Genomic DNA, 25,118 nt, shown 5'->3' with positions numbered 1-25,118 from the left:
CGGCCGACGGGCCGGAGTCGATGCTGCTCGGCATGAGCACCTATGGGGCGATCTTCGCCAACCGAGAGTTCCGCAGTCTGTGGATCGGCAGTGCCCTCGGGAACGCGTCGTCGACGATGACGAGCCTGACCCTGGCGATCCTGGTCGACGCGACGACCGGGTCGGCGTTGCTCACGGCGGCGATCATGTTCGGCCCGTCGCTCGCGCAGGTGCTCGGCGTCTCCACGCTGATGTCGGCCGCCGACACCGCGCGGCCCCGGCAGGTCCTCACCCTGCTCGCCGTCCTGTCGACGGTTGCGGTCGGCATCCAAGCGGCCGTGGATCTGTCGGCGGGCCTGCGGCTGGTGCTCTCGCTCGCGGTTGCCTACGGCCTGTCGATCGGCGGCGGGGTTCGGTGGGGGCTGCTCGGTGAGGTAGTGCACGAGGACCAGTTCATCCTCGGGCGCTCGGCGATGAACCTGTCCGTCGGCGCGATGCAGATCGCCGGCTTCGGCCTCGCCGGCGTGCTGCTCCAGGCGGTCGGTCCGTCGACCGTGCTGTGGATCGCCACCGGTTGCGCCGCCCTCGCCGTACCGGTCGTCCGCTTCGGTCTGCGGGACCGTGCGCCGCGCCGGGTCGCGCGAACCGGGCTCGCCGAGACCTGGCGGGGCAACCGCACGCTGCTCGCGCAACGCCGTACCCGTCCGCTACTGCTGGCGCTCTCCCTCCCCAACGCCCTGATCGTCGGCTGCGAAGCCCTCTTCGTCCCGTACGCCGGTTCGCGCGCGGGCTGGCTGCTCGCGGCCGGAGCCGCCGGCATGATGACCGGCGACCTCGTCGTCGGGCGGTTCCTCACCCGCAACGGTCGCCGGGCCGCGGCCCGCTGGTTGCGGCTGCTGCTCGCGATTCCGTTCCTCGGCTTCGCCTTCGATCTGCCGCTGGCTGTGCTCTGCGTGCTCGTCGCGTTCGGCTCCAGCGGGTACTCCGCCTCGCTCGCGCAGCAGGAGGTCCTCGTCGAGCTCACCCCGAGCGAGTTGCGGGGTCAGGTGCTGGGTCTGGAGTCGGCGCTGCGGATGACAATGTTCGGCATCACCGCCATCGCGGCCGGCGCCATCGCGGATCTGACCGCGGCCGGTCCGGCGATGACCGGATTCGCGGCGGCCTCGCTGCTGGTGTCGATCGTCCTGACCCGCCCACTGGCCCGCGTGATGAGCCCCGAGGTCTGGATAGGCTCGCCGCATGGAAGTGGTCCGGCTGCAGAGCGTCTCCAAACGGTACGGACGACAGGAGATCCTGACTGACGTCGACCTGCAGGTGAACGCGGGTGAGCTGCTCGCCTTGGTCGGAGCCAACGGCTCCGGCAAGTCCACGGTTCTCCGGCTGATGGTCGGGCTGTCGCGGCCGTCGGAGGGCTCGGTGGAGCGGAACGCCCGCGTGGTCGGTTACGTGCCCGACGTCTTCGCGTCCCACGATCGCCTGTCCGCTTCGGCGTACCTGCGGCACATGGGACGGATCCGCGGGCTCACCACGACGGCGGCGCGAGCGCGTACGGACGAACTGCTGGAGCGGCTCGTGCTGTCGGGCGGCGCCGACACCCCGATGCGCAAGCTGTCCAAGGGCAACGCCCAGAAGGTCGCGGTCGCGCAGGCGCTGCTCACCCCACCTGAGCTGCTCGTCCTCGACGAGCCGTGGGCCGGCCTGGACGTCAACGCCCACGCGACGCTGCGCGCGCTACTCGCCGAAGCCGCTGACCACGGGGCTGCCGTCGCGTTCACCGAGCACTCCGCCGACACCGTCCACTCGACCGCGACCCGGGTCTGCGCGATCGAGCACGGCACGCTCACGACGACCGCCCAACAGCTCGCCCTCACCGAGGTCTCGCTGGTTCCCGGCACCGAGATCGACTGGACGCAACACCCCGACGTCCTCGAGGTACGGCGGCACGCTGGCAACGTCACGCTCACGCTGCCGACCGGCCGCCACGACTCGGCACTGCTGGTCGCGCTGAACCACGGCTGGTCGGTCACCATGGTCCGGCAGGTGAAGTCCCGATGACCGCGCACTACCGCTACCTGCTGCACAGCGTCCTGCTCTCGCAGCGCTACCTCCCGCCGATGCTGATCTTCTTCGGCGTCATCGCGGTCGGTACGACGTCCGACAACGGGCCCGTTCAGTCGGCGTACGGCTTCTGTGTGCTAGTGATCCTGGTCTGCTCGACTTGGATGGCGGTCGCGATCGTCAATCACGAGGACCCGACGCAGCGCCAGATCACCGTGGTCACGCTCGGGAGTTCACTGCGCGTCCTGGCGATCACGGTCGCCGTTGTCATCACCTGGTGTACGCCGCTGTTGGTGTTCGGTCTCGTCTGCCCGCTCGTCACCGGTGATCACCACGCGCAGGCCGGCGACGTCCTCGTCGGCGCGGTGGCACAGCTCGCGGCGGCGATGATCGGGATCGCTATCGGCGTGTTGTGCTCGCGGCTGGTGATCCGGCGGATCGGGATCGCGATGCTGACCGCGGTCACCGTGCTCCTGTTCATGCTCGTTCGCGGGGTCTCCCCGATCCGCGCGCTGATGAAGGTGCTGTCGAACGAGAAGTCGGCCGGCGCCAACGCCGTACCGACGACGTTGTGGGCCGTGCTGTGCCTGGCCGTCCTGGTCGCCGCCGTGCTGGCCACGCGGACGATCGCGGACCGCAGGGAGTGATCAGGAGGCTGCGACCACGTTGTCGACCGCCAGCTCGTGCGGTGCGGCCGAGCCGCGGATGATCAAGGTCGTCGCCAGCTCGACGTGGTGGGACGCGACCGGCTCCCCCGCCGCCAGCTGCAGGGCGGTCCGGAGCGCGACCGCGCCCATCTCGCGCAACGGCTGCCGGACCGTCGTGAGCGGCGGCGACGCCAACCGTGCGACCTCGGTGTCGTCGAACCCAACCAGGCTGAGATCCTCCGGCACCCGCAGCCCACGGGCCCGTGCGGCCTCCAGGACGCCGACCGCGATCTCGTCGCTGCCCGCGAAGATCGCGGTCGGACGGTCTGCGAGGTCGAGCATCTTCGACCCGCCGGTCAGCCCGTCGTCGTACAGGAAGTCGCTCAGCCAGATGTACTCCGGCGGCACCTCGGCACCGACTGAGTCCATCGCGCTGCGGAAGCCGCTCAGCCGGGCCTGGTTGCAGCCGGACGTGGGCTGACCACCGACGTACCCGATCCGGCGGTGGCCGAGGGACAGCAGGTGCTGGGTGGCGGCCATCCCGCCGGCGAAGTTGGTCGAACCAACGCTGGTCAGGTCCGGCTCCGGGATGTTCGCCGGGTCGACGACCACCAGCGGCAGCCGGGCCCGGGCGAGCGCGGCCAGGTCGGCGTCGGCGAGCTGACTGGTCAGGCCGATCGCGGCGTGCCGGCCGTTGCCGATGAGGTCGCGGATCCACCGGGCGGCGCGGCCGCTGCTCGACGCCTGCGGGTGCGGCGGGTGCGCGTTCAGCACCACGTCGACACCGGCCGTCTGACCGGCCTCGACGACACCTTGGATGACCTGCACCGAGTACGCGTTCAGCACGCCCTGGTAGAACAGCTCGACCGTGTCCCGGCTCACCGGGTCCGGGCGGCGTCCGACGTACCCGTGCTTCTCGAGGGTGTCCTGGACCCGCGCCCGGGTCGCCGCCGAGACGTCGCTGCGGCCGTTCAGCACTTTGGAGACCGTGGCGACCGAGACCCCGGCCGACCCGGCCACCGTGGCCAGGGTGACACGACCCTTCAACCGCGACATCTCATCACCCTCCTCCAGGATCTTTGCTGATCGTGACCGGCGTGGTGAGCACCCGGTCGTGCCCCACCACCCTCACATCCCCCTTGATCCGCAGCATGGCACGACACGGCAGGTCGAGCGACGACGTGCCCACCATCACTTCGAAGTCCCCGGGCTCGACGATCCGGCGCAAGTCGGGACCGGTGTACGCCGTGCGATCGGCGTGCACCAGAAACGTGACGTCGGCCGCCTGACCGGGCGCGAGCGACACTCGCGCGAACCCGGTCAGCAGCTTCAACGGCCGCGCGACCAGGGCCACGAGATCACGCAGGTACAGCTGGACGACCTCGTCGCCCGCCCGGTCGCCCGTGTTCGTGACGCGCACCGTGGCGGTGAACTCGCCGGCACTGCCCATCTCCGGCGCGCTCATCCGGAGATCGCCGATCGTGAAGTCCGTGTACGACGCTCCGTACCCGAACGGATACAACGGTCGGGTCTCGAGCCCACTGATCCCCGCGCTCTCCGCACTCCCGAGCGCCGGCTGCAAGTACGTCCCGGGCTGCCCGCCGACGTGCCGCGGGATCTGCACCGGCAGCTTCCCGCTCGGCACGATCCGCCCACACAGTACGCCGGCGATCGCGCCGGCCCCTTCCTGGCCCGGAAGGAACGCCTGCACCAGCCCGGCGGCCCGCTCCGCGAACAGCCCGAGCGCGTACGGACGCCCGGAGACCACCACGACGACGACCGGCTTCCCGGTGTCGAGCAGCGCGTCCAGCAGATCGCCCTGGACACCCGGCAGTCGCAGGTCTTCGGCGTCGCATCCTTCCCCGGACGTCCCGTGACCGAACAGTCCCGAGAGATCACCGACGAACGCCACACACACATCCGCGTCCTGCGCCGCCGCGACGCCCGCGGCGAACCCGGTGCGGTCGTCCCCCATCACCTCGCAACCCTTGATATACGACAGATCCACACCCGTCAGTTCGTTGCGTAGGGCATCGAGTGGCGACGCGATGTCGATCCCCAGGCTGCGGTCGGGATAGCGCGGCAACACGTGGTTCGGGAATGCGTAGCAGCCCATCAACGTCCGCGGGTCGTCCGCACACGGCCCGACCACCGCGACCTTCCCGCCGTTGGTGAGCGGAAGTACAGAGCCGGCATCCAGCAGTACGACGGACTTCTCCGCGAGCTCGCGCGCGAGGTCGCGGTTCGCCGGGGAGTCCAGGTCGACGCCGGGGGTGACCGAACCCTCGGGTGTCCAGTCCTCGTCGAGCAGACCGAGCTCCACCTTCTGCAGCAGCACTCTTTGCGCCGCCCGGTCGACCAGGTCCTCAGGCACCTCACCGGCCTTCACCTTGTCCAGCAAAGCGGCGTACCCGATCGTGTCCGGCAGTTCGACGTCGGTGCCTGCGGTCAGTGCGACGACGCCGGCATCTGCGGTGTCGGCGGCGACCCGGTGCATCGACGAAAGGAACGGCACCGCCCAGTAGTCCGAGACGACCGTCCCTTCGAAACCCCACTGTTCACGCAGTACGTCGGTGAACAGCCAGGGATCCGCACTCGCGGGCAGTCCGTCGAGGTCGGCGTACGAGCTCATCACCGAGCCGGCGCCGGCCGTCGCGATCGCGGTCTCGAACGTGGGCAGGATGATGTCGAGCAGCTCGCGCTTGCCCATCGACACCGGACCGTGGTTGCGGCCGGCCCGCGAAGCGGAGTACCCGGCGAAGTGTTTGAGGGTCGCGACGACGCCCGCGCTCTGCAGACCACGCACGTACGCCGAGCCCAGGATCCCTACCAGATAAGGGTCTTCGCCGATCGTCTCCTCGACGCGGCCCCATCGGTAGTCACGCACGACGTCGAGCACCGGTGACAGTCCCTGGTGCACGCCGACGGCCGCCATGTCCCGCCCGACCGCCGCCGCCATCCGCTCGACCAACTCCGGGTCGAACGTCGCACCCCACGCGATCGACGCCGGGTAGACCGTCGCGCCGTACGTCGTGAAGCCGGTCAGGCACTCCTCGTGCACCAGCGCGGGCACCCCCAACCGGGAGTCCTTCAGCACCACCTCGTGCTGCCGGATCACCTCGGCGACGCCTTCCTCGACCGTCTGCGGATAGCTGCCCCAGACCCGGGTCAGGTGCCCGAGACCCTCGCGGCTGGCGTTCTCGAGCGACAGCGAACCGCCGACCGTGAAGACGTCCTCCATCGGCGCGACGTTCATCGTTTCGTCGGCGGGCAGTTCGGCGTCGCCCATGTCGTTGCCGACCCAGCGACTGCCGAGCTGGGCGATCTTCTCCTCCAGCGTCATCGCCCCGAGCAGCAGGGCGGCCCGCTCCCCGGGCGCTAGAGCCGGGTCGCGCCAGGGCCGGTCGGTCGAGATGGACAAGAAAATTCTCCCTTGTTGCACTTTCGTTTCGGTGAGCAATTATCGAAAAGTTTTCGAAGCTCCCGATCGAACCTGCCTAGCTCGCGGACGATCGTTATTCGCCTGTGACAGCAGGAGTTACGAGACCCAACTGTGACCCTGGCATGGGCTTTGTTCAAGTCTTGACAGCACAATCTCCGAAATCTATGTTTCGAAAACAAGTCATATCGGCGGGTGCTTCCGCAACCTGCGGGGCAGCACGGAGTACGGAGATCACAGTGGATCCCATGACGACATCCCGGCGTAACTTCCTCGGCCTGGTCGGCGGTGGCGCACTCGCGGCCGGGCTCGCCGCCTGCGGCAGTTCCGGCCCGAGCAGCACGCCCGGTTCCACGGCCAGCAGCGGCGCGGCGGCCGGCAGCGGTACGACGTACTGGTTCCTGACCGGTCAGCCGCAGCAGGGCATCCGCGAGGCGCAGGTCAAGCGGTTCAACGACGCCAACCCGAACACCAAGATCAAGACCACCGAGTTCCAGAACGACGCGTTCAAGGCCAAGATCAAGACCGCGATCGGGGCCGGCCAGGGCCCGACGCTGATCTGGGGCTGGGGCGGCGGCGGTCTGAAGGCCTACGTCGAAGCCAACCAGGTCGAGGACCTGACCGACTGGCTCAACAAAGAGCACGCGGACCTGAAGAACTCGATCTTCCCGTCCGCCTTCACGGCCGCGACCGTCAACGGCAAGATCTACGCGGTGCCGGGCGAGACCGTGACGCCGATCGTGCTGTTCTACGACAAGCGGTCGTTCGAGAAGGTCGGTGCCGAGCCGCCGAAGTCGTGGCAGGACATCATGAACCTCGTCCCGAAGTTCAACGACAAGGGCATCGCACCGTTCTCCCTCGGCGGACAGTCGCGCTGGACCAACATGATGTGGCTGGAGTTCCTGTTCGACCGGATCGGCGGCAGTGAGGTCTTCCAGAACATCTACGACGGCAAGAAGGACGGCTGGTCCGACCCGTCAGCGCTGAAGGCGCTCGAGGAGATGCAGAACCTGATCAAGGCGAACGGCTTCATCAAGGGCTTCTCCTCGATCACGGCCGACTCGAACGCCGACCAGGCACTGCTGTACACCGGCAAGGCCGCGATGATGCTGCACGGCGCCTGGACCTACGGGAACATGAAGGCTTCTGGTGGCGACTTCGTGACCGGTGGGCACCTCGGCTACATGAACTTCCCGCCGTACGAGGGCGGCAAGGGGGATCCGACCGACACCGTCGGCAACCCGGGTCAGTACATGTCGATCTCCTCCAAGGCGAGCCAGGCCGACAAGGACACCGCGAAGAAGTTCATCGCGAACAACACGCTCGACGACGCCACGGTGACGGACTGGGTCAAGTCCGGCAACATCCCGGTCGTGAAGAGCGCGAAGGACAAGCTCTCCTCGATCACGGACAAGAACGACTCCGCGTGGCTGAACTTCGTCTACGACACGGCGGCGAACGCGAAGAACTTCGCCCAGTCGTGGGACCAGGCGCTCAGCCCGACGCAGGCCGAGACTCTCCTCGACAACATCGCCAAGCTGTTCCAGCTGTCGATCTCCCCGCAGCAGTTCGCCACCAACATGAACGCGGTGATCGGCCAGTGACGTTGCTTCTCAGCCAAGGCCTGGAGGCGCCATGACTGTGTTGAATGCCGCGACTCCGTCGCGGCGGTCATGGCGCTGGAACTCCCGGTCTTCCCTCGTCACTCCAGTCCCTGCGCTCCTCAGTCCAGGCCGGGAGGCGCCATGACGGCGACCGCTCCGCCTACCCGGCCGCCGATCCTGTCGACGCCAGTGCGGTCCACGTCCGGCGCCGGGCGGAGCGGTTCGGTCACCTGGATGGTGCTGCCCGCGCTGGCGCTGTTCGTGCTGTTCGGGGTCGTCCCGCTGATCGGCGTCCTCGTCCTCAGCTTCACCCAGTGGGACGGTCTCGGCGCGATCCAACCGGCCGGGATCAGCAACTGGCGGTCGGTGCTGTCCGATCCGCAGTTGCCGCACAGCATCCTGGTGACCTTCGAGATCATGATCCTCTCGTGGGCGGTGCAGACCCCGATCAGCCTGCTGCTCGGAACGTTCCTGGCCGGACGGCAGCGCTACCGCGCGTTCCTCGCGGTGCTGTACTTCATCCCGCTGCTGCTCAGCTCGGCCGCGATCGCGATCACCTACAAGGCGCTGCTCGACCCGAACTTCGGACTCGGGCCCGGGCTGCACATCGGCTTCCTCACCCAGGACTGGCTCGGCAACAGCACCCTCGCGGTCGGCGTCGTGGTCTTCATCGTCTCCTGGCAGTTCATCCCGTTCCACTCGCTGATCTACCAAGGTGGCGTCCGGCAGATCCCGACCACGATGTACGAGGCGGCCTCGATCGACGGAGCCGGCCGGGTCCGGCAGTTCTTCAGCATCACCGTGCCGCAGCTGAAGTACACGATCATCACCTCGTCCACGCTGATGGTGGTCGGTTCGCTGACCTTCTTCGACTTGATCTTCGTGCTCACCGCGGGTGGTCCCGGCGACGCCACCCGAGTGCTCGCCCTCGACATGTACAAGCGGGGCTTCATGTCCAACCAGATGGGGCCGGCGAGTGTGATCGCCACGATCATCGTGCTGATCGGTCTGGCGCTCGCGCTGCTGCTGCGCCGGCTCGGTGGCTCGACGACGGCCAGCCAGCAGGAAGGTGCCTGACATGGCCACAGGTTCGAACACGGTGGCCACCAGTGGTGCCAGTACGGCGACCCACCAGAGCCACGGCGGTCCGGTCCAGGCGCACAAACTGCTGCAGCTGAACTGGTTCGGCGGACTGGCCGGCTGGATCTGGCTGGGTGTCGTGCTGATCCCGCTGTACTGGATCGTGGTCACCAGCTTCAAGGATCAGAGCGCCTACTTCAGCCAGAACCCGTTCGCGCTCCCGTCCGCGCCGACCATGAGGAACTACAAGCTGGTCATCGAGTCCGACTTTCCGCGGTACTTCGTGAACAGCGTGATCGTCACGATCGGGACGATCATCCCGGCCGTCGCGATCTCGTTCATGGCGGCGTACGCGATCATCCGCGGCGCCGGGAGCAAGTTCCTGGCCGGCGTGAACGGGATGTTCCTGATGGGGCTGGCGATCCCGCTGCAGGCCACGATCATCCCGGTGTACCTGCTGATCATCCGGATGCACCTCTACGACAGCCTGATCGCGCTGATCCTGCCATCGATCGCGTTCTCGATCCCGCTGTCCGTGCTGGTGCTGTCGAACTTCGTCCGCGACGTACCGAAGGAGCTGTTCGAGTCGATGCGGGTGGACGGCGCCAGCGAATGGGACATGCTCCGCAAACTGGCGCTGCCGTTGACCCGGCCCGCGCTGGTGACGGTCAGCATCTACAACGGCCTCGCGGTGTGGAACGGGTTCCTGCTCCCGCTGATCCTGACCCAGAGCCCCGACAAGCGCACGCTGCCGCTGGCGCTCTGGACATTCCAGGGTCAGTACAGCGTGAACGTCCCGGCGGTCCTCGCGTCCGTCGTCCTCACCACCCTGCCGATCGTCATCCTGTACGCCGTGGGTCGCCGGCAACTGCTGAGTGGTCTGACGGCCGGGTTCAGCCGCTGAGTCGCCTGTTCCGGGGACGGATCGCCCACGACGCGAGCGCCAGCGCGGCGAACGTGAGCGGGGCGATCATCCCGGAGAACTGATGCGCGGCGGCGTTCGACGCCGCCGCGCCGATCATGTTGATCAGCACCCCGGCGTACGCCCACTCCTTCAGCCGCGGGAGCCCCGGCGCGATCACGATCGCCGCCGCGATCAGCTTCGCGGTGCCGAGGATCGTGGCCAGGTAGCTCGGATACCCGAGGTCGATCATCATCGGGTAGAACGGCGGCAGCCGGAACAGGTCCATCGTGCCGCCGACGGCACACTCCCCCACCACGATCGCGGTCGTCGCCCAATAAGTTGCCCGCATCCGGCTCACCAGCTATCGAGACGGTTCCGTACTCTTCCGCTAACGGTACGATAGCGTTTCGATGGAGGTGGATCAATGGTCTCTCGTGGAGACGGCGCGCGGCAGCGGATGCTGACCGCAGCCCTCGACGTCCTCGACGACGCCGGCCTGGCCGGCTTCACGATGGAGGCAGTCGCACGCCGAGCCGGCGCCAGCAAAGCAACCCTCTACCGCCGCTGGCCCACCACCGGCGCATTGCTCGTCGACGCGATGGACGCGACGTACCAACCGCTGCCGGGCCCCGACACCGGCTCGGTCGTCAAGGACGCCACCACGATCCTGACCGCGTTCGTCACAGTCCTCGAACGGACGCGGTTCCCCCGGCTGCTCGCCGCCTTCATCGACGCCGCCGAACGCGACCCCGCACTCGCGAAACTCCACCAGGACCTGACGAAACGCCGCCGCGAGCCGATGCTGATCGCCCTAAAACGTGGCCGCGATCGCGGCGAACTACCACCCGACGCCGATCCGGAACTCACCACCGACCTCCTGACCAGCCCCTTCTTCTACCGCCACTTCGTCGCCCACCGCCCGATCCCGCGACGGATGGTGGCCGAGGTGGTGTCACGGGTCCTGAATCCAGGTAGTGCTCGCGCCCTCACAGACTGCTAACCTCAGCGACCTACGGAGACGTTTGAGCGCTGGGGGCGATGCGGACGATGGCCGACGACGACGCTGAAGAAAACACCTCGTCCTCCCGCGGCGGCTGGTTCGACAGGCACCAGAAGGGCGCCTGGATCGCCGCCGGGGCAACGGTTTTCGCTGCTCTGATTGCAACGCTGGTGCCGGTGTTCGCGTCGTCCGGCGATGACAAGGACGCCGTCAGCGGGCCGGTTGCGGCACCTAGCTCAGCCGTTTCCGGCCCGACGCAGCAAACAACACCCAGCACGCCCCAGTCACCCAGCGAGTCGTCGTCACAAACCCCGACGGCTACTCCCGCCGGAAGCCAGCTCTGGCACGGAACGCTGTCGCTCGATCACGAGGCCAAGGATCTCGACGCGGTGCCACCGCAACGGGCCGCGTATTCCGACGAAGGCGACATCTACATGCTGTACGAGAACGAGATGAGCGGCTGGAACAATGTCCTGATAGCGCCGTGGCCGGACCCCGCCGGCACCCTGCCGGGCCCTCAGGAGTGCTCGGATCTCGCGACGACGCAGGGCAGCCGCGACGACTTCAAACTCACGAAGAAGACCGTGCTGTGCGTCATTACCAGCGACCAGAACATTGCGCGGCTGAAGGTCTCCGCTCTCGGCGCCGGTGGCGCGCTGGACTCACGCGCTACGTTCGACGTGGTGATCTGGAAAGCGGGCTGAGCCCGTCGGCCCGGGGCTTCTCCCCGAAAACCTGACGCGTTCCGTCGGCCAGGATCACCAGGCCGGTGCGGTTGGGGCGGGACTGGAGCCAGGTGAGGGCGGCGGGGCCTAGGACGAAGGCTGCGGTGGCGTCGATGTCGGCTTGGGTTAGGGAGCGGTGGAGGACGGTGACCGAGGCCAGGGCCGTTGGGGTCGTACCGGTGCGCGCATCGATCAGGTGTGAACCGCGGCGGTAGAGGCCGGAGGTTGCGATCGCGCCGTTGCGGATCGGGACGACGGCCACCACCTTCTGCGGGTTGAACGGGTCCTCGATACCGATGCGCCAGGCCTCGGCGTCCTGCGTGGAGACTCGGCAGGTCATGTCGCCGCCGGCCGAAAGGCAGTAGTCCGTGGCGGCGAGTTCGTTCAGGGGTTGTGCGGCGCGTTCGACCGCCCAGCCCTTCACCACGCCGCTCGGGTCGAGGCCCGAGGAGCGGCGGACGTCGAAGGCGCCGTCCGACTCGAGGCGGGCCTGCTCACCGAGTGCGAGCACCTCGGCGACCTCGGGTGGGCAGTCGGCGACGGTCAGCTCTTCGCGGTTGAGGCGGGAGATGTAGGAGTCCGGACGGTACGTGCTGAACACGCGATCCGCCGTACGGAGGATGTCTAGGGCCGCGGCCCAGGCGTGTGCCGCGGCCGCGTCGTCGGTGTGGCGGCCGCGCAGCGCCAGGCTGATGGGCATTCCCATCAGGTGTTCGACGTACCGGGTGGTCATTTCGACTGGTCCAGGGCGCTCTGCAGTGAGCGGATGTAGCCGTCGCTGGTGACGGTCGCGCCGCTGACCATGTCGATCTGGGCGCTCTGCGCCTGCACGGTCTCGTTGATCAGGATCGGCAGCGCGTAGTCGTTGATCTCGGCGTCGCGGTGGTTCCCGTTCGGGTACTGCACGACGTTGACGGCCGTGATCTTGCCGGATTGGACGGTGAGCTGCACCTGGACCGGGCCCCACTGCGTCTGCGCCACCTGACCCGTCACAGTCGCCGAGGCCGTCGAGGACGACGGTGTCGATGAGGGTTCGGTGGAGGGTGCCGTGGAGGGGGTCGGTACGGGAGTGCTGCCGACGGTTCCGCCGGCCAGTGGTGTGGTTTCCGGGCCTGAGGTCGAGGTGTGGTACCCGAACATGAGGACGACGGCCGACGCCGTACCGAGGAACCAGAGGACGATGCGTTTCACAGCGGTCACCACTTGAAGGATTCGAGATGGAGCCGTTCGGTCGGCAGACCGGCGGCGGTGAGGGTGGCCCGGACCAGTTGGGTCCATGCCTCGGGTCCGCACAGGTAGACGTCGCGCTCGGCGATGTCCGGGATCCAGTGCAGCAACGCGTGCAGGTCGTCGAGTTCCCCGACGCCGGCGCCGAACCACGAATCCGGGCTCCGCCGCGGACCGGGCAACGTCAGCAAGGACAGCCCGCGGTCGCGCCACAGCGCCTGGAACTCGTCGTAGAACAAGGGCTTGTCGGTGTACCGCTGAACGAGCACAGCATCGCCGGGCGCATAGCTGAGTCCCTCGGCGAGCGCGCGCAGCGGCGTGACTCCGACGCCGGCTCCGATCAAGGCGATCTTGTGCTGGGTGCGGGCTCGCGGACTCATCCGGCCGAACGGTCCCTCGACGAGAACGCGCGTACCGGGCTGCACCGAGCCGAGGGCTTCGCTGCCGTCACCGGCGTATTGGACGGTGATCCGCAGACCGCGTCCGTCCGGTGCAGCCGACAGGGAGTACGGGTTCGCCCGGGTCCACCCCGGCCGGCCGAGGAACCGCCATGAGAAGAACTGACCCGCCTCGGCCGGCAGGCTTTCCAGTCGCCGACCAGCGACGTACACGGACACGATCTGGTCGGTCTCCGGTACGACGGCTGTGACGCGAAGCCGGTGTCGCGCGTTGCGCCAGACCGGCAGCCCGATCCGGTAGACCAGGACGGTCGCGGCGCCGACCGCCCACGCCGTCCACCAGAACACCGTCCGGCCGGTCGACGACAGGAACTCCTGTCCGGTCCAGAGCTGATGCGGGAGGGCGAGCCCGACGCCGAGGTACGCGTACAGGTGCAGCAGGTGCCACGACTCGTAGCGGATCCGCCGGCGGGCGGCGCGGATACTGGTCAGCACGCTCAGGCAGAGACCGATGGTGCCACCAACGGCGAGCAGCATGCCCGGGTAGTTGACGGTCAGATCCCACAGGGTCGCCGGCGTCTGGTGCAACTCCCCCGCCGCGTAACCCCAGGTGATCGTGACCAGGTGCGCGAGCATCAGGTTGAACGAGGTGAACCCGGTGACGCGGTGGATCCGCGCCAGGTGATCCTGGCCGAACGCCGCTTCCAGCAGCGGTACGCGGGCCATCAGCACGACCTGCGCCAGCAACAGCACCGCCGCGGCCAAGCCGGTCAAGCGCCCGAGCGACGTCAGGCCCGTGGCCCAGCCGCCGAGCTCCTGGATCCCGCCGTCGACGACCCACCAGTACGTGACGAGCAACAGGCTCAGCCACAGGACCGCCAGGGCCCCGAGCCGTACGGCGCTGTCGTTGCGGGCCCGCCGGCCTGACAGCACGGCGACGGGCGAACCGGTCATGGGCGACTCCTCGCTGGGGTGAACTCACCTCAGTGTCGAGTCGCGCGCTGAGCGGATCCTTCGGCTTTCCTGGCAGCCTGCTGTGAAGCGGTTGTTTGAGAAGAACCCATTGCCGCCGAACCCCGGAAAAGGTATCGTTGGGTATTTGTATGGGAAATGAAAAGAAGCCCTCTCCGGGGCTTCTGAATTCAGAATATCAAACCATTCCGGGTTTACGCAAGAAGGGATCGGGGGCAGCGTGCTGGAACAGGAGATCGCCGCGGAACAGGGCGACGTGACGGCGATGTACGAGCGGCTGGACGAGCTGCGGGACAAGGCCCGCGGCGAGCTCGGCCGCGTGCAGCTGGAGGAGACCACCGGGACGGATCAGGCCCGGACCGAACGGGAATCGTTCACGGACCTGTTTTCCGGACGGTTCTCGCAGTTGTCGTCGCTGGAACGCGGATTGTGTTTCGGGCGGATCGACGAGACCGCCGGCGAACGCTTCCACATCGGGCGAATCGGATTGTTCGACGACGACTACAATCCGCTGCTGATCGACTGGCGGACGCCGGTCGCGCAGGTCTTCTACCGCGCCACCGCGGCCGAGCCGCTCGGGGTCAAACGCCGGCGGCACATCCGGTTGCACGGCCGGACTGTGGTCGGCGTGGACGACGACGTACTCGATCTCGAGGCGCTGGCCGACGGCGAACGCGGCACGCTGATCGGTGAGGCGGCGCTGCTGTCGTCACTCGGTGCGAGCCGCACCGGCCGGATGAACGAGATCGTCGCGACGATCCAGTCGGAGCAGGACGAGATCATCCGGTCCGGGCTGCCCGGCGTGCTCGTCGTCCAGGGCGGTCCGGGCACCGGTAAGACCGTGGTCGCGCTGCACAGGGCGGCGTACCTGCTCTATACGTACCGCGAGCAGCTCGGGCGGAGCGGCGTACTGGTGGTGGGGCCGAACACCACATTCCTGCGCTACATCGACCAGGTGCTCCCCTCGCTCGGTGAGAACGACGTGGTGCTCGCGACGGTCGGCGAGCTGTTCCCGGGCGTGGCCGGTACCGCGCCGGAGTCGGCCGCGGCGGCGCGGATCAAGGGCGAGTCGGCGATGGCCGAGGTGATCGAGCGGGCGATTGCCGGCTTCCGGGTCGTTCCGGCCGAGCCGATCCGGTTCAAGGCCAACCAGGACGAGCTCGTACTGCGACCCGACGCGATCCGCAAGGCGCAGAAGGGCGCGCTGGCGGCACAGAGCCAGCACAACCGGGCGCGGCCGATGTTCGTCCGGAGGATCCTCAAGACGCTGACGAACCAAATCGTCGACCGGATCGGCCGGCAGTACGTCGGCGACGCGGACATCGAGGACATCCAGCAGGAGCTGTTCGAGGACGACCGGGTTCTGGAACTGCTCGACCGCTTGTGGCCCGAGCTCACGCCGCAGCTCTTGGTGTCGCTTCTGCTCTCGTCAGGCGATCGGCTCGCCGCGGCCGCGCCGTACCTGACCGGTGCCGAGCGTTCCGCCGTACTGCGGCCACTCGCAGCCGACTGGACGCCGTCGGATGTGGCGCTGCTCGACGAAGCGGCCGAACTGCTCGGCGAGACCTCGGAAGTCGTTGCCGGACGCAAACGTCGCGCCGCGGAAGAGGACGCCGCGGAGGAAGCGGGCCGCGAGTACGCCCGCGGCGTCGTGGACATCGAACTGACCGCCGAGCGGATCACGATCGAGTCGTGGGAGATCGAGCAGTTCAAGGACCTGATCGCCCAGCGCACCCGGCAGTTCGACCGGCCGTCGGATCCATCCGAACGCGCCGCATACGACCGCGACTGGGTGTTCGGGCACGTCATCGTCGACGAGGCCCAGGAACTGTCCGCGATGGACTGGCGGATGCTGATGCGCCGCTGCCCACGCCGCTCGATGACGCTGGTCGGCGACATCGCGCAGACCGGCTCGGCCGCCGGCGTCCGCTCGTGGGCCGAACTCCTCGACCACTACGCACCCCGCCGCTGGCGGACCGCCGAACTCACCGTCAACTACCGCACCCCGGCCGAGATCATGACCGTCGCCGCCGACGTCCTCGCCGCGATCGACCCCACCCTGCAACCACCGACCTCGGTCCGCGAGACCGGCACCGAGCCCTACATCGACCCCGTCCCCGCCGACGCTCTCGCCGACACCCTCCACGCCGCGATCAAGTCCGAGCAGGACACCATCGGCGACGGCCGCCTCGCCGTCATCGTCCCGGCCTCCCGGTACGACGAGTTCGCCGCCGTACTCCCCGACGTCGCCCACACCCACGACCCGTCCGTCCTCGACGGCACGGTCGCCCTACTCGACGTACCCCAGTCCAAAGGCCTCGAGTTCGACGCCGTTCTGATCGCCGACCCCGCCGGCATCACCACAGACTCCGACCGAGGCCTCTCCGACCTCTACGTAGCCATCACCCGAGCCACCAAACGCCTCACCATCCTGGGAAACCTCCCCGAGGTTCTCCAGCGGACATCATGAGGAGCGCTGTCGACGGACTGTCTCGCTACCTGCAGCACACGGCGGTGCTCTGGCGCGCCTCGCCGCTCTGGTCGACATCGGCGCTGGTGCTGACGGTGCTCGAGGCGACCGCTCGTACATTGCTGATGATCGCGATCGGTCAGTTCGTGGGGTCGCTCCCCAGGTCCGGCGCCGCCGACGAGATCTGGCGATGGTTCGTCGTCGTGGCTGTCCTGTTGCTCGTTGGTCCGGTCCTGCAGTCGGCGCTGACCGCGGTCACAGCGAGGTGCTCAGCGGCGTACCTGGTTCACGTCCTCGATCTGGTGACCGAGGTCGGGGTTCATCCGCACGGGATCGGGCACCTGGACTCCCCTGATTCGTCGAGCCGGATTCGGGCTGTCGTGGACGCGACCCAGGACTGGTCCTTCGTGGCAGGTGCCGGTGCGACGTGGTCGATCATCGGCCCCCGGCTCGCCGGGGTAGGTGCCATCGCGGTTCTGCTCCCGTGGCGGTGGTGGGTGCCGTTCGTGGTGGCGGCTTCGTTCCTGCTGGTCTCCCATGTGTTCATGGGCTGGATCAGCCTTGCCTTCGACAAGCTGTTGGAGACCACCGGCGACGAGCGCCGCCGCGCGAGTTACCTTCGCGGTCTGCTGGTCCGGCCTGAATCCGCGAAAGAGGTCCGGTTGTTCGGTCTGACCGACTGGCTCACCGATGTGTACCGCTCGACCTGGTTCGAGGCGATGACGCACCTCTGGCGGGCGCGACGCAGCGGCCTCGGTCCCGTCCTGCTCACCTGTCTGACGATGGCACTGACCGTTGGTGGGGCCTTCGCTCTGATCGGGCTCGACGTCGCAGCGGGAACGGTCTCGCTCGCCGGTGCGGTCACGATGGCACAGGCGATCCTGCGTCTGCAGAACTTCGGCGTCCTCGGTGATTCCGGTACGGCGCTCGCTCGGAGCACCTCCTTGCTTCGTGCGCTGGTCAGCATTCGCCAGGATCTCGGTCTCCCTGCCATCAAGCCCGTCGGGCATGGAAGTTCGGAAGCCCCCACCGCAGCGCCAATCGGCGCTGCCGAGGTCCGGCTCGAAGGTGTCGGTTTCGGCTATCCGAGCCGTACGACACAAGCCGTGTCCGACCTGACCCTGCGCATCCCCGCCGGCCAGTCGATCGCCGTCGTTGGTGTCAACGGCGCGGGAAAGTCCACACTGATCAAGCTCCTGTGTGGGCTGTACGAACCGGATCAAGGGACCATTCGGGTCGACGGAGCCGATCCGGCCGTCGACGACGGCGCCCGCCGCCGCGTGGCAGTCATCTTCCAGGACTTCGTCCGATACCACCTTCCGCTCCGGGACAACGTCGTACTCGGCGACGCGAGCCACGATGACGGCGTAGTGCGTCAAGCGTTGACCGACGCGGGCGGGCTGCCGCTGTTGGAGGGCCTGGAGGCAGGGTGGGACACGGTGTTGTCCGCGGAGTACGACGGCGGCACGGACCTGTCAGGCGGTCAATGGCAGCGGGTCGCGCTGGCGCGTGCCCTGGCGGCGGTCGCCGGTGGCGCCGGCGTACTGGTGCTGGACGAACCCACGGCGGCGTTGGACGTGCGGGCGGAGGCCGCGCTGTTCGATCGGTTCCTCGACGTCACCCGGGGCGTGACCACGATCCTGGTCAGCCACCGGTTGTCGAGTGTTCGGCACGCCGAACGGATCGTCGTACTCGCCGATCCTGCTGACAACGAGCACGGCATCGTCGAGGACGGCAGTCACGACGAATTGATGCGTCTCGGCGGCCGGTACGCCGCCCTGTTCGCGCTGCAGGCCCGCCGATTCGCGCAGGACGACGACCCGGCACCGGTGGTGTCATGACTCGGGCACTGCGAGGGATGGGTCTGGTGCTCGCCACCGCTGTTCGGGTCGGTCCGTGGCAGTCCGTGCTGTGCCTGTTCGAGACGCTCGGCAAGGTGCTCGCCGCGTTGTCCCCGCTGTTCATCGGAATCTTCGCCGCCGGCGCGCTCGCGCAGGATCTCGGCCGGATGTTGTTCGCGAGCGCGGCCTTGGTCGGTTCGACCGCGGCGAACACGGCGCTACAGGCGGTCGGCGTCAACGCCCGCGTTCGGCAACTCGAGCTGGTCGGCCACATCTTCGACGCGCGGATCGCCGAGCTGACCGCACGGATCCCGACGCTCGACCATCTGGAGAGTGCTCGCTTCCACGACGAGCTGCAGATCCTGCGCGACAACGAGAACGCCCTCGGTGGCGCACTCAACACGTTGCTCAACACGGCGAACACGGTCGCCTACGCGATCAGCGTGCTGCTTGTCGCAGTCGCGGCTGACTCGCGTCTGCTGATCCTGGTCGCGGTCGGCGCCGCGCGATTGTTCACCGCCGGATGGTCGATGCGGTGGGAGAAGCGCGCCGAGAAGGACAGCGCGGCGCCGGGTCGGTTGACGAGGCACCTGATCGACCTCGCCACCTCCCCAGCCGGCGGCGCCGAGACGCGAGTGTTCGAGCACGAGCGTGAGCTGCGGGTGCGCATCAGAGGCGCAGCCGGCCGATGGCGGCGGCCAGCGGTCGGCTCCGCCGACCGCAACGCATGGCTGGCTCTCGCGAACTCGAGCCTCTTCTTCGTCACCGCAGTTGTCGTGCTGATGTGGATGACTCGGGACGTGCTCGCCGGATCGGTCTCGGTGCAGTCCCTGGTGGTCGCAATCGGCGTACTGCAGGGCCTCCAGAGCGTCAGTTCGTCGTTTGCCGGCGCGATCGGCAGCATCACGAAGGTTGGACGGAACTGCGCCAGGTTCCTTTGGCTCCGCGACTATGCGGACGAGGCAACCGCTGCACAGACCGGCCGGAAGACGCCACCGGACCGGCTGTCCGACGGGATCCGGATCGAAGGACTCAGCTTCAGGTACGGCGAGTCCTCGCGCGACTCGTTGACGGACATCACCGTGGATCTGCCGGCTGGTTCGGTTGTGGCACTCGTCGGCGAGAACGGCGCCGGCAAGTCGACGCTCGTGAAGATCCTCGCCGGGCTCTACCGGCCCATTCAGGGTCGCGCCCTCGTCGACGGCTGCGACCTCGCCGATCTGGATCTGATCAGCTGGCGGTCCCGGATGTCCGGAGCGTTCCAGGACCATGCCAGGTTCGAGCTCGTTGCCCAGAGATCCATCGGCTCGGGTGATCTCGCCGTACTGGACGATCGCGAACGCGTACAGCGGGCCCTGCAGGACGCCGCGGCCGAGGACCTCCTGGCCGCACTTCCGGCCGGGCTCGACACCCAACTGGGCACCACCTGGCCCGGCGGGGTCGATCTGTCCGGCGGTCAATGGCAGCGGATCGCCATCGCGCGCGGCATGCTGCGCCGATCGCCGCTGTTACTGATCCTCGACGAACCGACCGCCGCCCTCGACGCTGCCACCGAACACGCACTGTTCGAGCGGTACACCGCGGCAGGGCGCGAGGCTGGCCGGAACGGCGGAGTCACGCTGCTGGTGACGCACCGGTTCTCCACCGTGGCCGCCGCCGATCTCGTCGTGGTTCTCGACCGCGGCCGAGTCATCGAGGTCGGCTCGCACACCGAGCTGCTCGCCAACCAGGGCCACTACGCCGAGCTGTACGAGCTCCAAGCCCGCGGTTACCGCTGAGGTACGACGTACTCCGCTTCGGTGACGTGGTCGCCCCATTCGGTTTCGGGGTCGTCTGTCGTGGGGGCTTCCCAGATGGCGGTGTGGGTCATGAAGTTGTCGGGGCAGGCGCCGTGCCAGTGCCATTCGCCCGGGGGCGTGTAGATCACGTCCCCGGGGCGGATCACGGTGACCTCGCCGCCGCGGGACTGGACCAGACCGATGCCGTCGGTGACGTGCAGGGTCTGGCCGTTCGCGTGCCGGTGCCAGGCGGTGTGCGCGCCGGGGGCGAAGCGGACGGTGTTCACCCGGACGCGGGACGGGGCTTCGCCGCGGATGATGACGTCGAACCAGACGTCGCCGGCGAACCACTCCGCCGGGCCTTTTCCGGTCGGCGGTTTGGGGAGGATCTGCACAGAACTATTCCTTGTCTTGAGCAACCGAGTCTTGAGCAACGGTTTCTTGGGTGGCCGCCCAGCTGGCCAGCAGCTGCAGCGCGTCGGCGGTCGGGCTGCCGGCGGGGGCGGTGTAGACGACCAGGGTCAGGCCGGGATCGGAGGGGAACTCCATCGCCTCGAAGTCGATGTCGAGGTCGCCGACCACCGGGTGGTGCAGCTTCTTGCGGCCGGACCGGTGGAAGCGGACGTTGTGGTCCGCCCACCGGGTCCGGAAGGTCTCGCTCCGCGTGGACAACTCACCGATCAGGTCGCTGAGCGCCTTGTCGTGCGGGTTCTTCCCGGCCTGGAGACGCAGTACGGCGGCGATGTCGTCGGCGGCCCGCTCCCAGTCCACGAAGAACTCCTGCGCGACCGGGTCGAGGAACGTGAACCGGGCGGTGTTCGGCGGCCGGTGCGGGTCGGCGAACAGGGCGGAGTACAGCGTCCGTGACATCCGGTTCGCCGCGAGAATGTCGAACTGCGCGTTGCGGATCCAGGCAGGCGCGTCGGTGATCGCGTCCAGGACCTGCTGCAGCGCGGGGCGGATGCCCTTGGTCGCCGGGCGCCGCCGTACCGGGGTGGCGTCGGACTCACGGGCGAGCGCGAACAGATGATCGCGTTCGGCATCGTCCAGCTGCAGCGCCCGTACGAGCGCCTCCAGGACGCTCTCCGACGCGCCGGCGAGGTGCCCGCGCTCGATCCGGACGTAGTAGTCCACCGAGACACCCGCGAGCAGGGCGACTTCCTCGCGCCGCAGGCCTTTCACGCGGCGATTGCCGCCGTACGCCGGCAGTCCCGCCTGCTCGGGGGTGATTCGAGCACGCCGGGAGCTGAGGAATTCCTTGATCTCGGCCCGGTGGTCCATGACTTCCACAGTACGGACGGTCGTGATGATCAGGGAGGCACTGGCATTACCTGGAACGACAGGCACTGCCACGGGCGCGCCCGTGGACCTTCACTGGAGCCATGCGAGCGACTTACATCTACGGCGCCGGAGACGTGCGCGTGATCGACGTACCGGATCCGGTGATCCAGCAACCAACGGACGCCGTCGTGCGGGTGGTCAGGTCCTGCATCTGCGGCAGCGACCTGCACCCCTTCCACAACCTGCCCAGCACACCTGACGGCAAGACGATCGGCCACGAGTTCGTGGGAGTCGTCGAGGACATCGGCCACGACGTGACCACACTGCGGAAGGGCGACTTCGTGATCGCACCCTTCGCCTGGTCCGACGGTACCTGCGACTTCTGCCAGGAGGACCTGCAGACGTCCTGCCGGCACGGCGGCTTCTGGAACGCCAACGGGGTCGATGGCGGTCAGGCCGAGGCGGTCCGGGTGCCGCAGGCGGACGGGACCCTCGTGAAGGTCCCCGGCGGCGAGGACCCCGCGCTGCTCCCCTCACTGCTGACGTTGTCCGACGTCTACGGCACCGGGTACCACGCGGGGCTCAAAGGCGGCGTGTCGGCGAAGACCACGGTGACCGTGATCGGCGACGGCGCGGTCGGGCTGCTCGCCGTCCTCGCGGCGAAGCAGTTCGGCGCCGAACGGATCGTGCTGATGGGCCGGCACAAGGACCGGACCGACCTCGGCGTCGAGTTCGGCGCGACCGACGTGGTCGCGGAACGCGGCGCGGAAGGGATCGCCAAGGTGCGGGAGCTGACGGGCGGCGACGGGACGCATGTCGTCCTCGAGGCGGTCGGCCACTTCCCGGCGTACGAGCAGGCACTCGGGGTCGTGCGTCCGGGCGGCGTGATCAGTCGCGTCGGAGTCCCGCAGTACGACGAGGCGCCGATCGGCTTCGGGACGCTCTTCCTGCCGAACATCACCCTGACCGGAGGTCCGGCGCCGGCCCGCGCGTACATCGAGCGGCTCCTGCCGGGTGTCCTGGACGGGACCGTCAACCCGGGCAAGGTCTTCGACCGCACCGTCGACTTCGACGGCATCGCGGACGGTTACCGCGCCATGGACAACCGCGAGGCCCTGAAGGTCCTGATCCGGCCATGACCGTAGAGTTGGGCGGCACGGCGTGAGGAATCGGTCACTTGTAGTGAGATCTGTAGCCAAATGTGTAAATTCTGTAACGAGGAGACTCCCGGAAAGCCCTCACCTCACGTAACCTGCCCAACCATGCACAGAGGCGAACGGCGGGCCAAGCGGCCCAACGTCGTGTGGTCGGTGTTCGTGTTCCTGGTGGTCAGCTTGCTGGCCGGAGCACTGACCGCCGGGCTGGCCCTCCCGTTCGCCGGGCTGGCCGGCGTCACCGCGGCGACAGCGCACGACACGGTCCAGTACCTGCCCCAGGACCTCGAGACGGCACCAGTGGCCGAGAAGAGCGTCATCCAGGACTCCGAGGGCCGGACCATCGCGACGCTGTACCAGCAGAACCGGACGCCGGTGACGCTGAAGCAGATCAGCCCGCTGATGCTCAAGGCAATCGTCGCGATCGAGGACGACCGCTTCTACGAGCACGGCGCACTGGATGCCAAGGGCACCTTCCGCGCGCTGCTCCGCAACCAGTCCGCCGGCGGCGTGCAACAGGGCGGCTCGAGCATTACCCAGCAGTACGTGAAGCTCAGCCTGATCAACAAGGCGCGCACGCCGCAGGAGGTCAAGCAGGCCACGGCCGAGACCTACGAGCGGAAGATCGCCGAGGTCCGGTACGCGATCGCGGTCGAGAAGGAGCTCAGCAAGAACGAGATCCTGAACCGCTACCTGAACCTGGCCTTCTTCGGCGACCGCTCGTACGGCGTCGACGCGGCGGCCCAGCACTACTTCGGCGTCCACGCCGCGAAGCTGAACCTCCCGCAGGCCGCGATGCTGGCCGGCCTGGTGAAGAACCCGACCGGGTACGACCCGATCGACAACCCGAAGCGCGCCAAGGCCCGGCGCGACGTCGTCCTGCGGCGGATGCAGGAACTGAACGTCATCACCCCCAAGCAGGCCGCCGACGCGCTCAAGACCCCGGTGATCGACCCGAAGAAGGTCCGCGTCATCCCGAGCGGCTGCGCGAACTCGAAGTACCCGTTCTTCTGTGAGTACGTCGTCTCGAAGCTGAAGGCGAACGCGGCGTTCGGCAAGACCGCCGAGGAGCGCGAGAACTACATCGAGACCTCCGGTCTGGTGATCAAGACGTCGCTCGACCAGCGCGTCCAAGCGGCGGCGCAGGCCTCGATCAATCAGCACTCCAAGGCCGGCGACCAGGCTGTCGCGGCGGTCACGATGGTCGAGCCCGGCACCGGTCTGGTGAAGGCGATGGCGCAGAGCCGTGCGTACGGCAGCAAGAAGGGGCAGACGGCGTACAACTACAACGTCGAGAAGTCCTACGCCGGCGGGTACGGCGGGTTCCAGAACGGCTCCACGATGAAGGCGTTCACGATCGCCGCCGCGCTCGGTAAGAGCGTACCGACGACGTACCGGATCAATTCGCCGCAGCGGCTCGACCTCAGCGGCAAGGTGTTCAGCACCTGCAGCGGGACCACATCGGCCCCGGACTACACCCCGAAGAACTCGACCAAGACGATCGCCGACCCGTCGATGGTCGACGCGGCCCGGGCCTCGACCAACACCTACTTCCTGCAACTGTCCGAGCAGATCGGTCTGTGCCCGATCGCGACGATCGCGTCCAAGCTCGGCATGTACGACGCGCAGACGATGAAGCCGCTCCTGCAGGTGCCCTCGTTCACGCTCGGGTCGGTGGGTCAGGTCACGCCGCTGATGCTGTCGAACGCGTACGCGACGTTCGCCGCGCGCGGGATGTACTGCAACCCGCAGATCATCCTCTCGATCACCTCGCTGAAGACCGGCAAGTCGACCCCGACGCCGGGCCCGAACTGCCACCGGGTGCTGTCGCCGGGGGTCGCGGACGGCGTCAACTACGTGCTGCAGCAGGTGATGGTGAAGGGCGGCACGGGCGCCAAGCTGAAGTTCGGCAAGAGCGCCCTGGCCGGTAAGACCGGTACCATCAACAACAACTTCGCAGTCTGGTTCGCCGGCTACTCGTCCAAGATGGCCGCCGCGTCGGTGGTCGCGGACGCGGATCCGAAGTACGAGGACCTCGCGAAGCTGACGCTGAACGGTAAGAAGATCGGCGACGCGTCGGGGTCGGGAACGGCCGGCCCGGTCTGGGAGACCGCGATGCAGTTGGCGCTGCAGGGGATTCCGACCAGCACCTTCGTCAAGCCTGACGACCTGATCATCCGCGGTAACGTCAAGGATCTGCCGTACCTGAAGGGCATGACGCCCGCGGACGCCGCCGCGAAGCTGCTGTCGATGGGCTTCAAGGTCCAGATGGACCACGGCCCGCAGGTCGATTCGGATGCACCGGCGGGCATGGTCGCCCGGACGAACCCGCGGCAGGAGGACGGTGCACCGGCCGGCGCGATGATCCTGCTGTACATCTCGAACGGCAGCAGGGCGAAGCCGACCACCCCGCCGCCGGTGACGCCACCGGTCACTCCGCCGCCGCCAGGGACGCCGCCGACCATCAAGCCGCCGCCGGGCTTCCCGACCTGTGGCCCCTGGGACCCGCGCTACCCCAAGTGCAAGGGCCAGGGCTGACCCTGCCGCTCCCCTACCCTTCG

At 68.1% G+C, this 25,118-nt stretch carries 21 protein-coding genes; 13 read left to right on the top strand and 8 right to left on the bottom strand.

Annotated features, from left to right (window positions below; translation table 11 throughout):
• Positions 1–32: 32 nt before the first annotated feature.
• Genes AC0662_RS03365 through AC0662_RS03355 form a run of 3 tightly spaced genes read left to right on the top strand, consistent with a single transcriptional unit; the run spans position 33 to position 2,684 of the window.
• Entirely contained in the window at positions 33–1,280 is a 1,248-nt protein-coding gene (locus tag AC0662_RS03365; protein WP_478298206.1) for an MFS transporter, read from the top strand.
• Positions 1,219–2,034 (top strand): ABC transporter ATP-binding protein, encoded by an 816-nt coding sequence (locus AC0662_RS03360; RefSeq protein ID WP_478298204.1) that lies wholly within the window; start codon positions 1,219–1,221, stop codon positions 2,032–2,034. The genes AC0662_RS03365 and AC0662_RS03360 overlap by 62 nt, the downstream gene beginning before the upstream one ends.
• Positions 2,031–2,684: a hypothetical protein gene (locus AC0662_RS03355; RefSeq protein ID WP_478298202.1), complete on the top strand. Its 654-nt coding sequence runs from the start codon at positions 2,031–2,033 to the stop codon at positions 2,682–2,684. Before AC0662_RS03360 ends, AC0662_RS03355 begins: the two co-directional genes overlap by 4 nt.
• Here AC0662_RS03355 and AC0662_RS03350 read toward each other — a convergent pair whose 3' ends face one another.
• Both AC0662_RS03350 and AC0662_RS03345 read right to left on the bottom strand, forming a co-directional pair.
• A complete protein-coding gene (locus AC0662_RS03350; protein ID WP_478298200.1) occupies positions 2,685–3,740 on the bottom strand; it encodes a LacI family DNA-binding transcriptional regulator in 1,056 nt (351 codons plus the stop codon). It lies immediately after the preceding gene.
• Positions 3,741–3,744: 4 nt separating this feature from the next.
• A complete protein-coding gene (locus tag AC0662_RS03345) occupies positions 3,745–6,105 on the bottom strand; it encodes a glycoside hydrolase family 3 N-terminal domain-containing protein (protein ID WP_478298198.1) in 2,361 nt (786 codons plus the stop codon).
• Positions 6,106–6,371: 266 nt separating this feature from the next.
• On the opposite strand from AC0662_RS03345, the gene AC0662_RS03340 reads away from it, so the two are divergent.
• The 3 genes from AC0662_RS03340 to AC0662_RS03330 all read left to right on the top strand — a co-directional run bounded on the left by AC0662_RS03340 (position 6,372) and on the right by AC0662_RS03330 (position 9,711).
• The gene (locus tag AC0662_RS03340) at positions 6,372–7,727 is read left to right on the top strand and encodes an extracellular solute-binding protein (protein WP_478298196.1); all 1,356 of its coding nucleotides are present in this window, start codon (positions 6,372–6,374) and stop codon (positions 7,725–7,727) included.
• Between the two features lie 141 nt (positions 7,728–7,868).
• Positions 7,869–8,804, top strand: a complete 936-nt coding sequence (locus tag AC0662_RS03335; protein ID WP_452198706.1) for a carbohydrate ABC transporter permease — start codon at positions 7,869–7,871, stop codon at positions 8,802–8,804.
• 1 nt (position 8,805) lies between these two features.
• Entirely contained in the window at positions 8,806–9,711 is a 906-nt protein-coding gene (locus AC0662_RS03330) for a carbohydrate ABC transporter permease (protein WP_478298194.1), read from the top strand.
• On the opposite strand, the gene AC0662_RS03325 is transcribed toward AC0662_RS03330, so the two are convergent.
• Positions 9,701–10,060 (bottom strand): DoxX family protein, encoded by a 360-nt coding sequence (locus AC0662_RS03325; RefSeq protein ID WP_452198703.1) that lies wholly within the window; start codon positions 10,058–10,060, stop codon positions 9,701–9,703. The genes AC0662_RS03330 and AC0662_RS03325 overlap by 11 nt on opposite strands.
• Positions 10,061–10,135: 75 nt before the next feature.
• Here AC0662_RS03325 and AC0662_RS03320 point away from each other — a divergent pair, with 75 nt between their 5' ends.
• Entirely contained in the window at positions 10,136–10,711 is a 576-nt protein-coding gene (locus AC0662_RS03320) for a TetR/AcrR family transcriptional regulator (protein WP_478298192.1), read from the top strand.
• A gap of 47 nt (positions 10,712–10,758) precedes the next feature.
• Positions 10,759–11,415, top strand: a complete 657-nt coding sequence (locus tag AC0662_RS03315; RefSeq protein WP_452198699.1) for a hypothetical protein — start codon at positions 10,759–10,761, stop codon at positions 11,413–11,415.
• Here AC0662_RS03315 and AC0662_RS03310 read toward each other — a convergent pair.
• Genes AC0662_RS03310 through AC0662_RS03300 form a run of 3 tightly spaced genes read right to left on the bottom strand, consistent with a single transcriptional unit; the run spans position 11,381 to position 14,015 of the window.
• Positions 11,381–12,169, bottom strand: a complete 789-nt coding sequence (locus AC0662_RS03310) for an FAD:protein FMN transferase (RefSeq protein WP_452198697.1) — start codon at positions 12,167–12,169, stop codon at positions 11,381–11,383. The genes AC0662_RS03315 and AC0662_RS03310 overlap by 35 nt on opposite strands.
• A complete protein-coding gene (locus AC0662_RS03305; protein WP_478298189.1) occupies positions 12,166–12,627 on the bottom strand; it encodes an FMN-binding protein in 462 nt (153 codons plus the stop codon). Before AC0662_RS03305 ends, AC0662_RS03310 begins: the two co-directional genes overlap by 4 nt.
• Before the next feature lie 5 nt (positions 12,628–12,632).
• Entirely contained in the window at positions 12,633–14,015 is a 1,383-nt protein-coding gene (locus AC0662_RS03300) for a ferredoxin reductase family protein (RefSeq protein ID WP_478298187.1), read from the bottom strand.
• Positions 14,016–14,253: 238 nt separating this feature from the next.
• Here AC0662_RS03300 and AC0662_RS03295 point away from each other — a divergent pair, with 238 nt between their 5' ends.
• The 3 genes from AC0662_RS03295 to AC0662_RS03285 are packed head-to-tail and all read left to right on the top strand — an operon-like array spanning position 14,254 to position 20,122.
• Positions 14,254–16,503 (top strand): HelD family protein, encoded by a 2,250-nt coding sequence (locus AC0662_RS03295; RefSeq protein WP_478298185.1) that lies wholly within the window; start codon positions 14,254–14,256, stop codon positions 16,501–16,503.
• Entirely contained in the window at positions 16,500–18,344 is a 1,845-nt protein-coding gene (locus AC0662_RS03290) for an ATP-binding cassette domain-containing protein (protein WP_478298183.1), read from the top strand. Before AC0662_RS03295 ends, AC0662_RS03290 begins: the two co-directional genes overlap by 4 nt.
• Positions 18,341–20,122, top strand: coding sequence for an ABC transporter ATP-binding protein (locus AC0662_RS03285; protein ID WP_478298181.1), 1,782 nt, complete (start codon positions 18,341–18,343; stop codon positions 20,120–20,122). The genes AC0662_RS03290 and AC0662_RS03285 overlap by 4 nt, the downstream gene beginning before the upstream one ends.
• Here AC0662_RS03285 and AC0662_RS03280 read toward each other — a convergent pair.
• Together AC0662_RS03280 and AC0662_RS03275 are read right to left on the bottom strand one after the other, a co-directional pair.
• The gene (locus AC0662_RS03280; RefSeq protein WP_452198688.1) at positions 20,113–20,517 is read right to left on the bottom strand and encodes a (R)-mandelonitrile lyase; all 405 of its coding nucleotides are present in this window, start codon (positions 20,515–20,517) and stop codon (positions 20,113–20,115) included. The genes AC0662_RS03285 and AC0662_RS03280 overlap by 10 nt on opposite strands.
• 4 nt (positions 20,518–20,521) lie before the next feature.
• Positions 20,522–21,403, bottom strand: a complete 882-nt coding sequence (locus tag AC0662_RS03275; protein WP_478298179.1) for a helix-turn-helix transcriptional regulator — start codon at positions 21,401–21,403, stop codon at positions 20,522–20,524.
• A 101-nt stretch (positions 21,404–21,504) separates the two neighbouring features.
• Here AC0662_RS03275 and AC0662_RS03270 point away from each other — a divergent pair, with 101 nt between their 5' ends.
• Entirely contained in the window at positions 21,505–22,542 is a 1,038-nt protein-coding gene (locus AC0662_RS03270; RefSeq protein WP_478298177.1) for a zinc-dependent alcohol dehydrogenase family protein, read from the top strand.
• Positions 22,543–22,665: 123 nt separating this feature from the next.
• Positions 22,666–25,095 carry a transglycosylase domain-containing protein gene (locus AC0662_RS03265; protein ID WP_452198682.1) on the top strand — a complete coding sequence of 810 codons (2,430 nt, stop codon included), beginning with the start codon at positions 22,666–22,668 and terminating at the stop codon, positions 25,093–25,095.
• Positions 25,096–25,118: the final 23 nt, after the last annotated feature.

Source organism: Kribbella sp. NPDC043289, assembly GCF_056436705.1.
The sequence above is the reverse complement of the archived record's forward strand: the minus strand, read 5'-3'. Positions and strand labels throughout refer to the sequence as shown.

Excerpts from the sequence above, each read along its gene's own strand:
- AC0662_RS03365 (WP_478298206.1), top strand. The coding sequence starts at position 33 with ATGAGCACCTATGGGGCGATCTTCGCCAACCGAGAGTTCCGCAGTCTG.
- AC0662_RS03360 (WP_478298204.1), top strand. The coding sequence starts at position 1,219 with ATGGAAGTGGTCCGGCTGCAGAGCGTCTCCAAACGGTACGGACGACAG.
- AC0662_RS03355 (WP_478298202.1), top strand. The coding sequence starts at position 2,031 with ATGACCGCGCACTACCGCTACCTGCTGCACAGCGTCCTGCTCTCGCAG.
- AC0662_RS03350 (WP_478298200.1), bottom strand. The coding sequence starts at position 3,740 with ATGTCGCGGTTGAAGGGTCGTGTCACCCTGGCCACGGTGGCCGGGTCG.
- AC0662_RS03340 (WP_478298196.1), top strand. The coding sequence starts at position 6,372 with ATGACGACATCCCGGCGTAACTTCCTCGGCCTGGTCGGCGGTGGCGCA.
- AC0662_RS03335 (WP_452198706.1), top strand. The coding sequence starts at position 7,869 with ATGACGGCGACCGCTCCGCCTACCCGGCCGCCGATCCTGTCGACGCCA.
- AC0662_RS03330 (WP_478298194.1), top strand. The coding sequence starts at position 8,806 with ATGGCCACAGGTTCGAACACGGTGGCCACCAGTGGTGCCAGTACGGCG.
- AC0662_RS03325 (WP_452198703.1), bottom strand. The coding sequence starts at position 10,060 with ATGCGGGCAACTTATTGGGCGACGACCGCGATCGTGGTGGGGGAGTGT.
- AC0662_RS03320 (WP_478298192.1), top strand. The coding sequence starts at position 10,136 with ATGGTCTCTCGTGGAGACGGCGCGCGGCAGCGGATGCTGACCGCAGCC.
- AC0662_RS03315 (WP_452198699.1), top strand. The coding sequence starts at position 10,759 with ATGGCCGACGACGACGCTGAAGAAAACACCTCGTCCTCCCGCGGCGGC.
- AC0662_RS03310 (WP_452198697.1), bottom strand. The coding sequence starts at position 12,169 with ATGACCACCCGGTACGTCGAACACCTGATGGGAATGCCCATCAGCCTG.
- AC0662_RS03300 (WP_478298187.1), bottom strand. The coding sequence starts at position 14,015 with ATGACCGGTTCGCCCGTCGCCGTGCTGTCAGGCCGGCGGGCCCGCAAC.
- AC0662_RS03290 (WP_478298183.1), top strand. The coding sequence starts at position 16,500 with ATGAGGAGCGCTGTCGACGGACTGTCTCGCTACCTGCAGCACACGGCG.
- AC0662_RS03285 (WP_478298181.1), top strand. The coding sequence starts at position 18,341 with ATGACTCGGGCACTGCGAGGGATGGGTCTGGTGCTCGCCACCGCTGTT.
- AC0662_RS03275 (WP_478298179.1), bottom strand. The coding sequence starts at position 21,403 with ATGGACCACCGGGCCGAGATCAAGGAATTCCTCAGCTCCCGGCGTGCT.
- AC0662_RS03270 (WP_478298177.1), top strand. The coding sequence starts at position 21,505 with ATGCGAGCGACTTACATCTACGGCGCCGGAGACGTGCGCGTGATCGAC.
- AC0662_RS03265 (WP_452198682.1), top strand. The coding sequence starts at position 22,666 with ATGCACAGAGGCGAACGGCGGGCCAAGCGGCCCAACGTCGTGTGGTCG.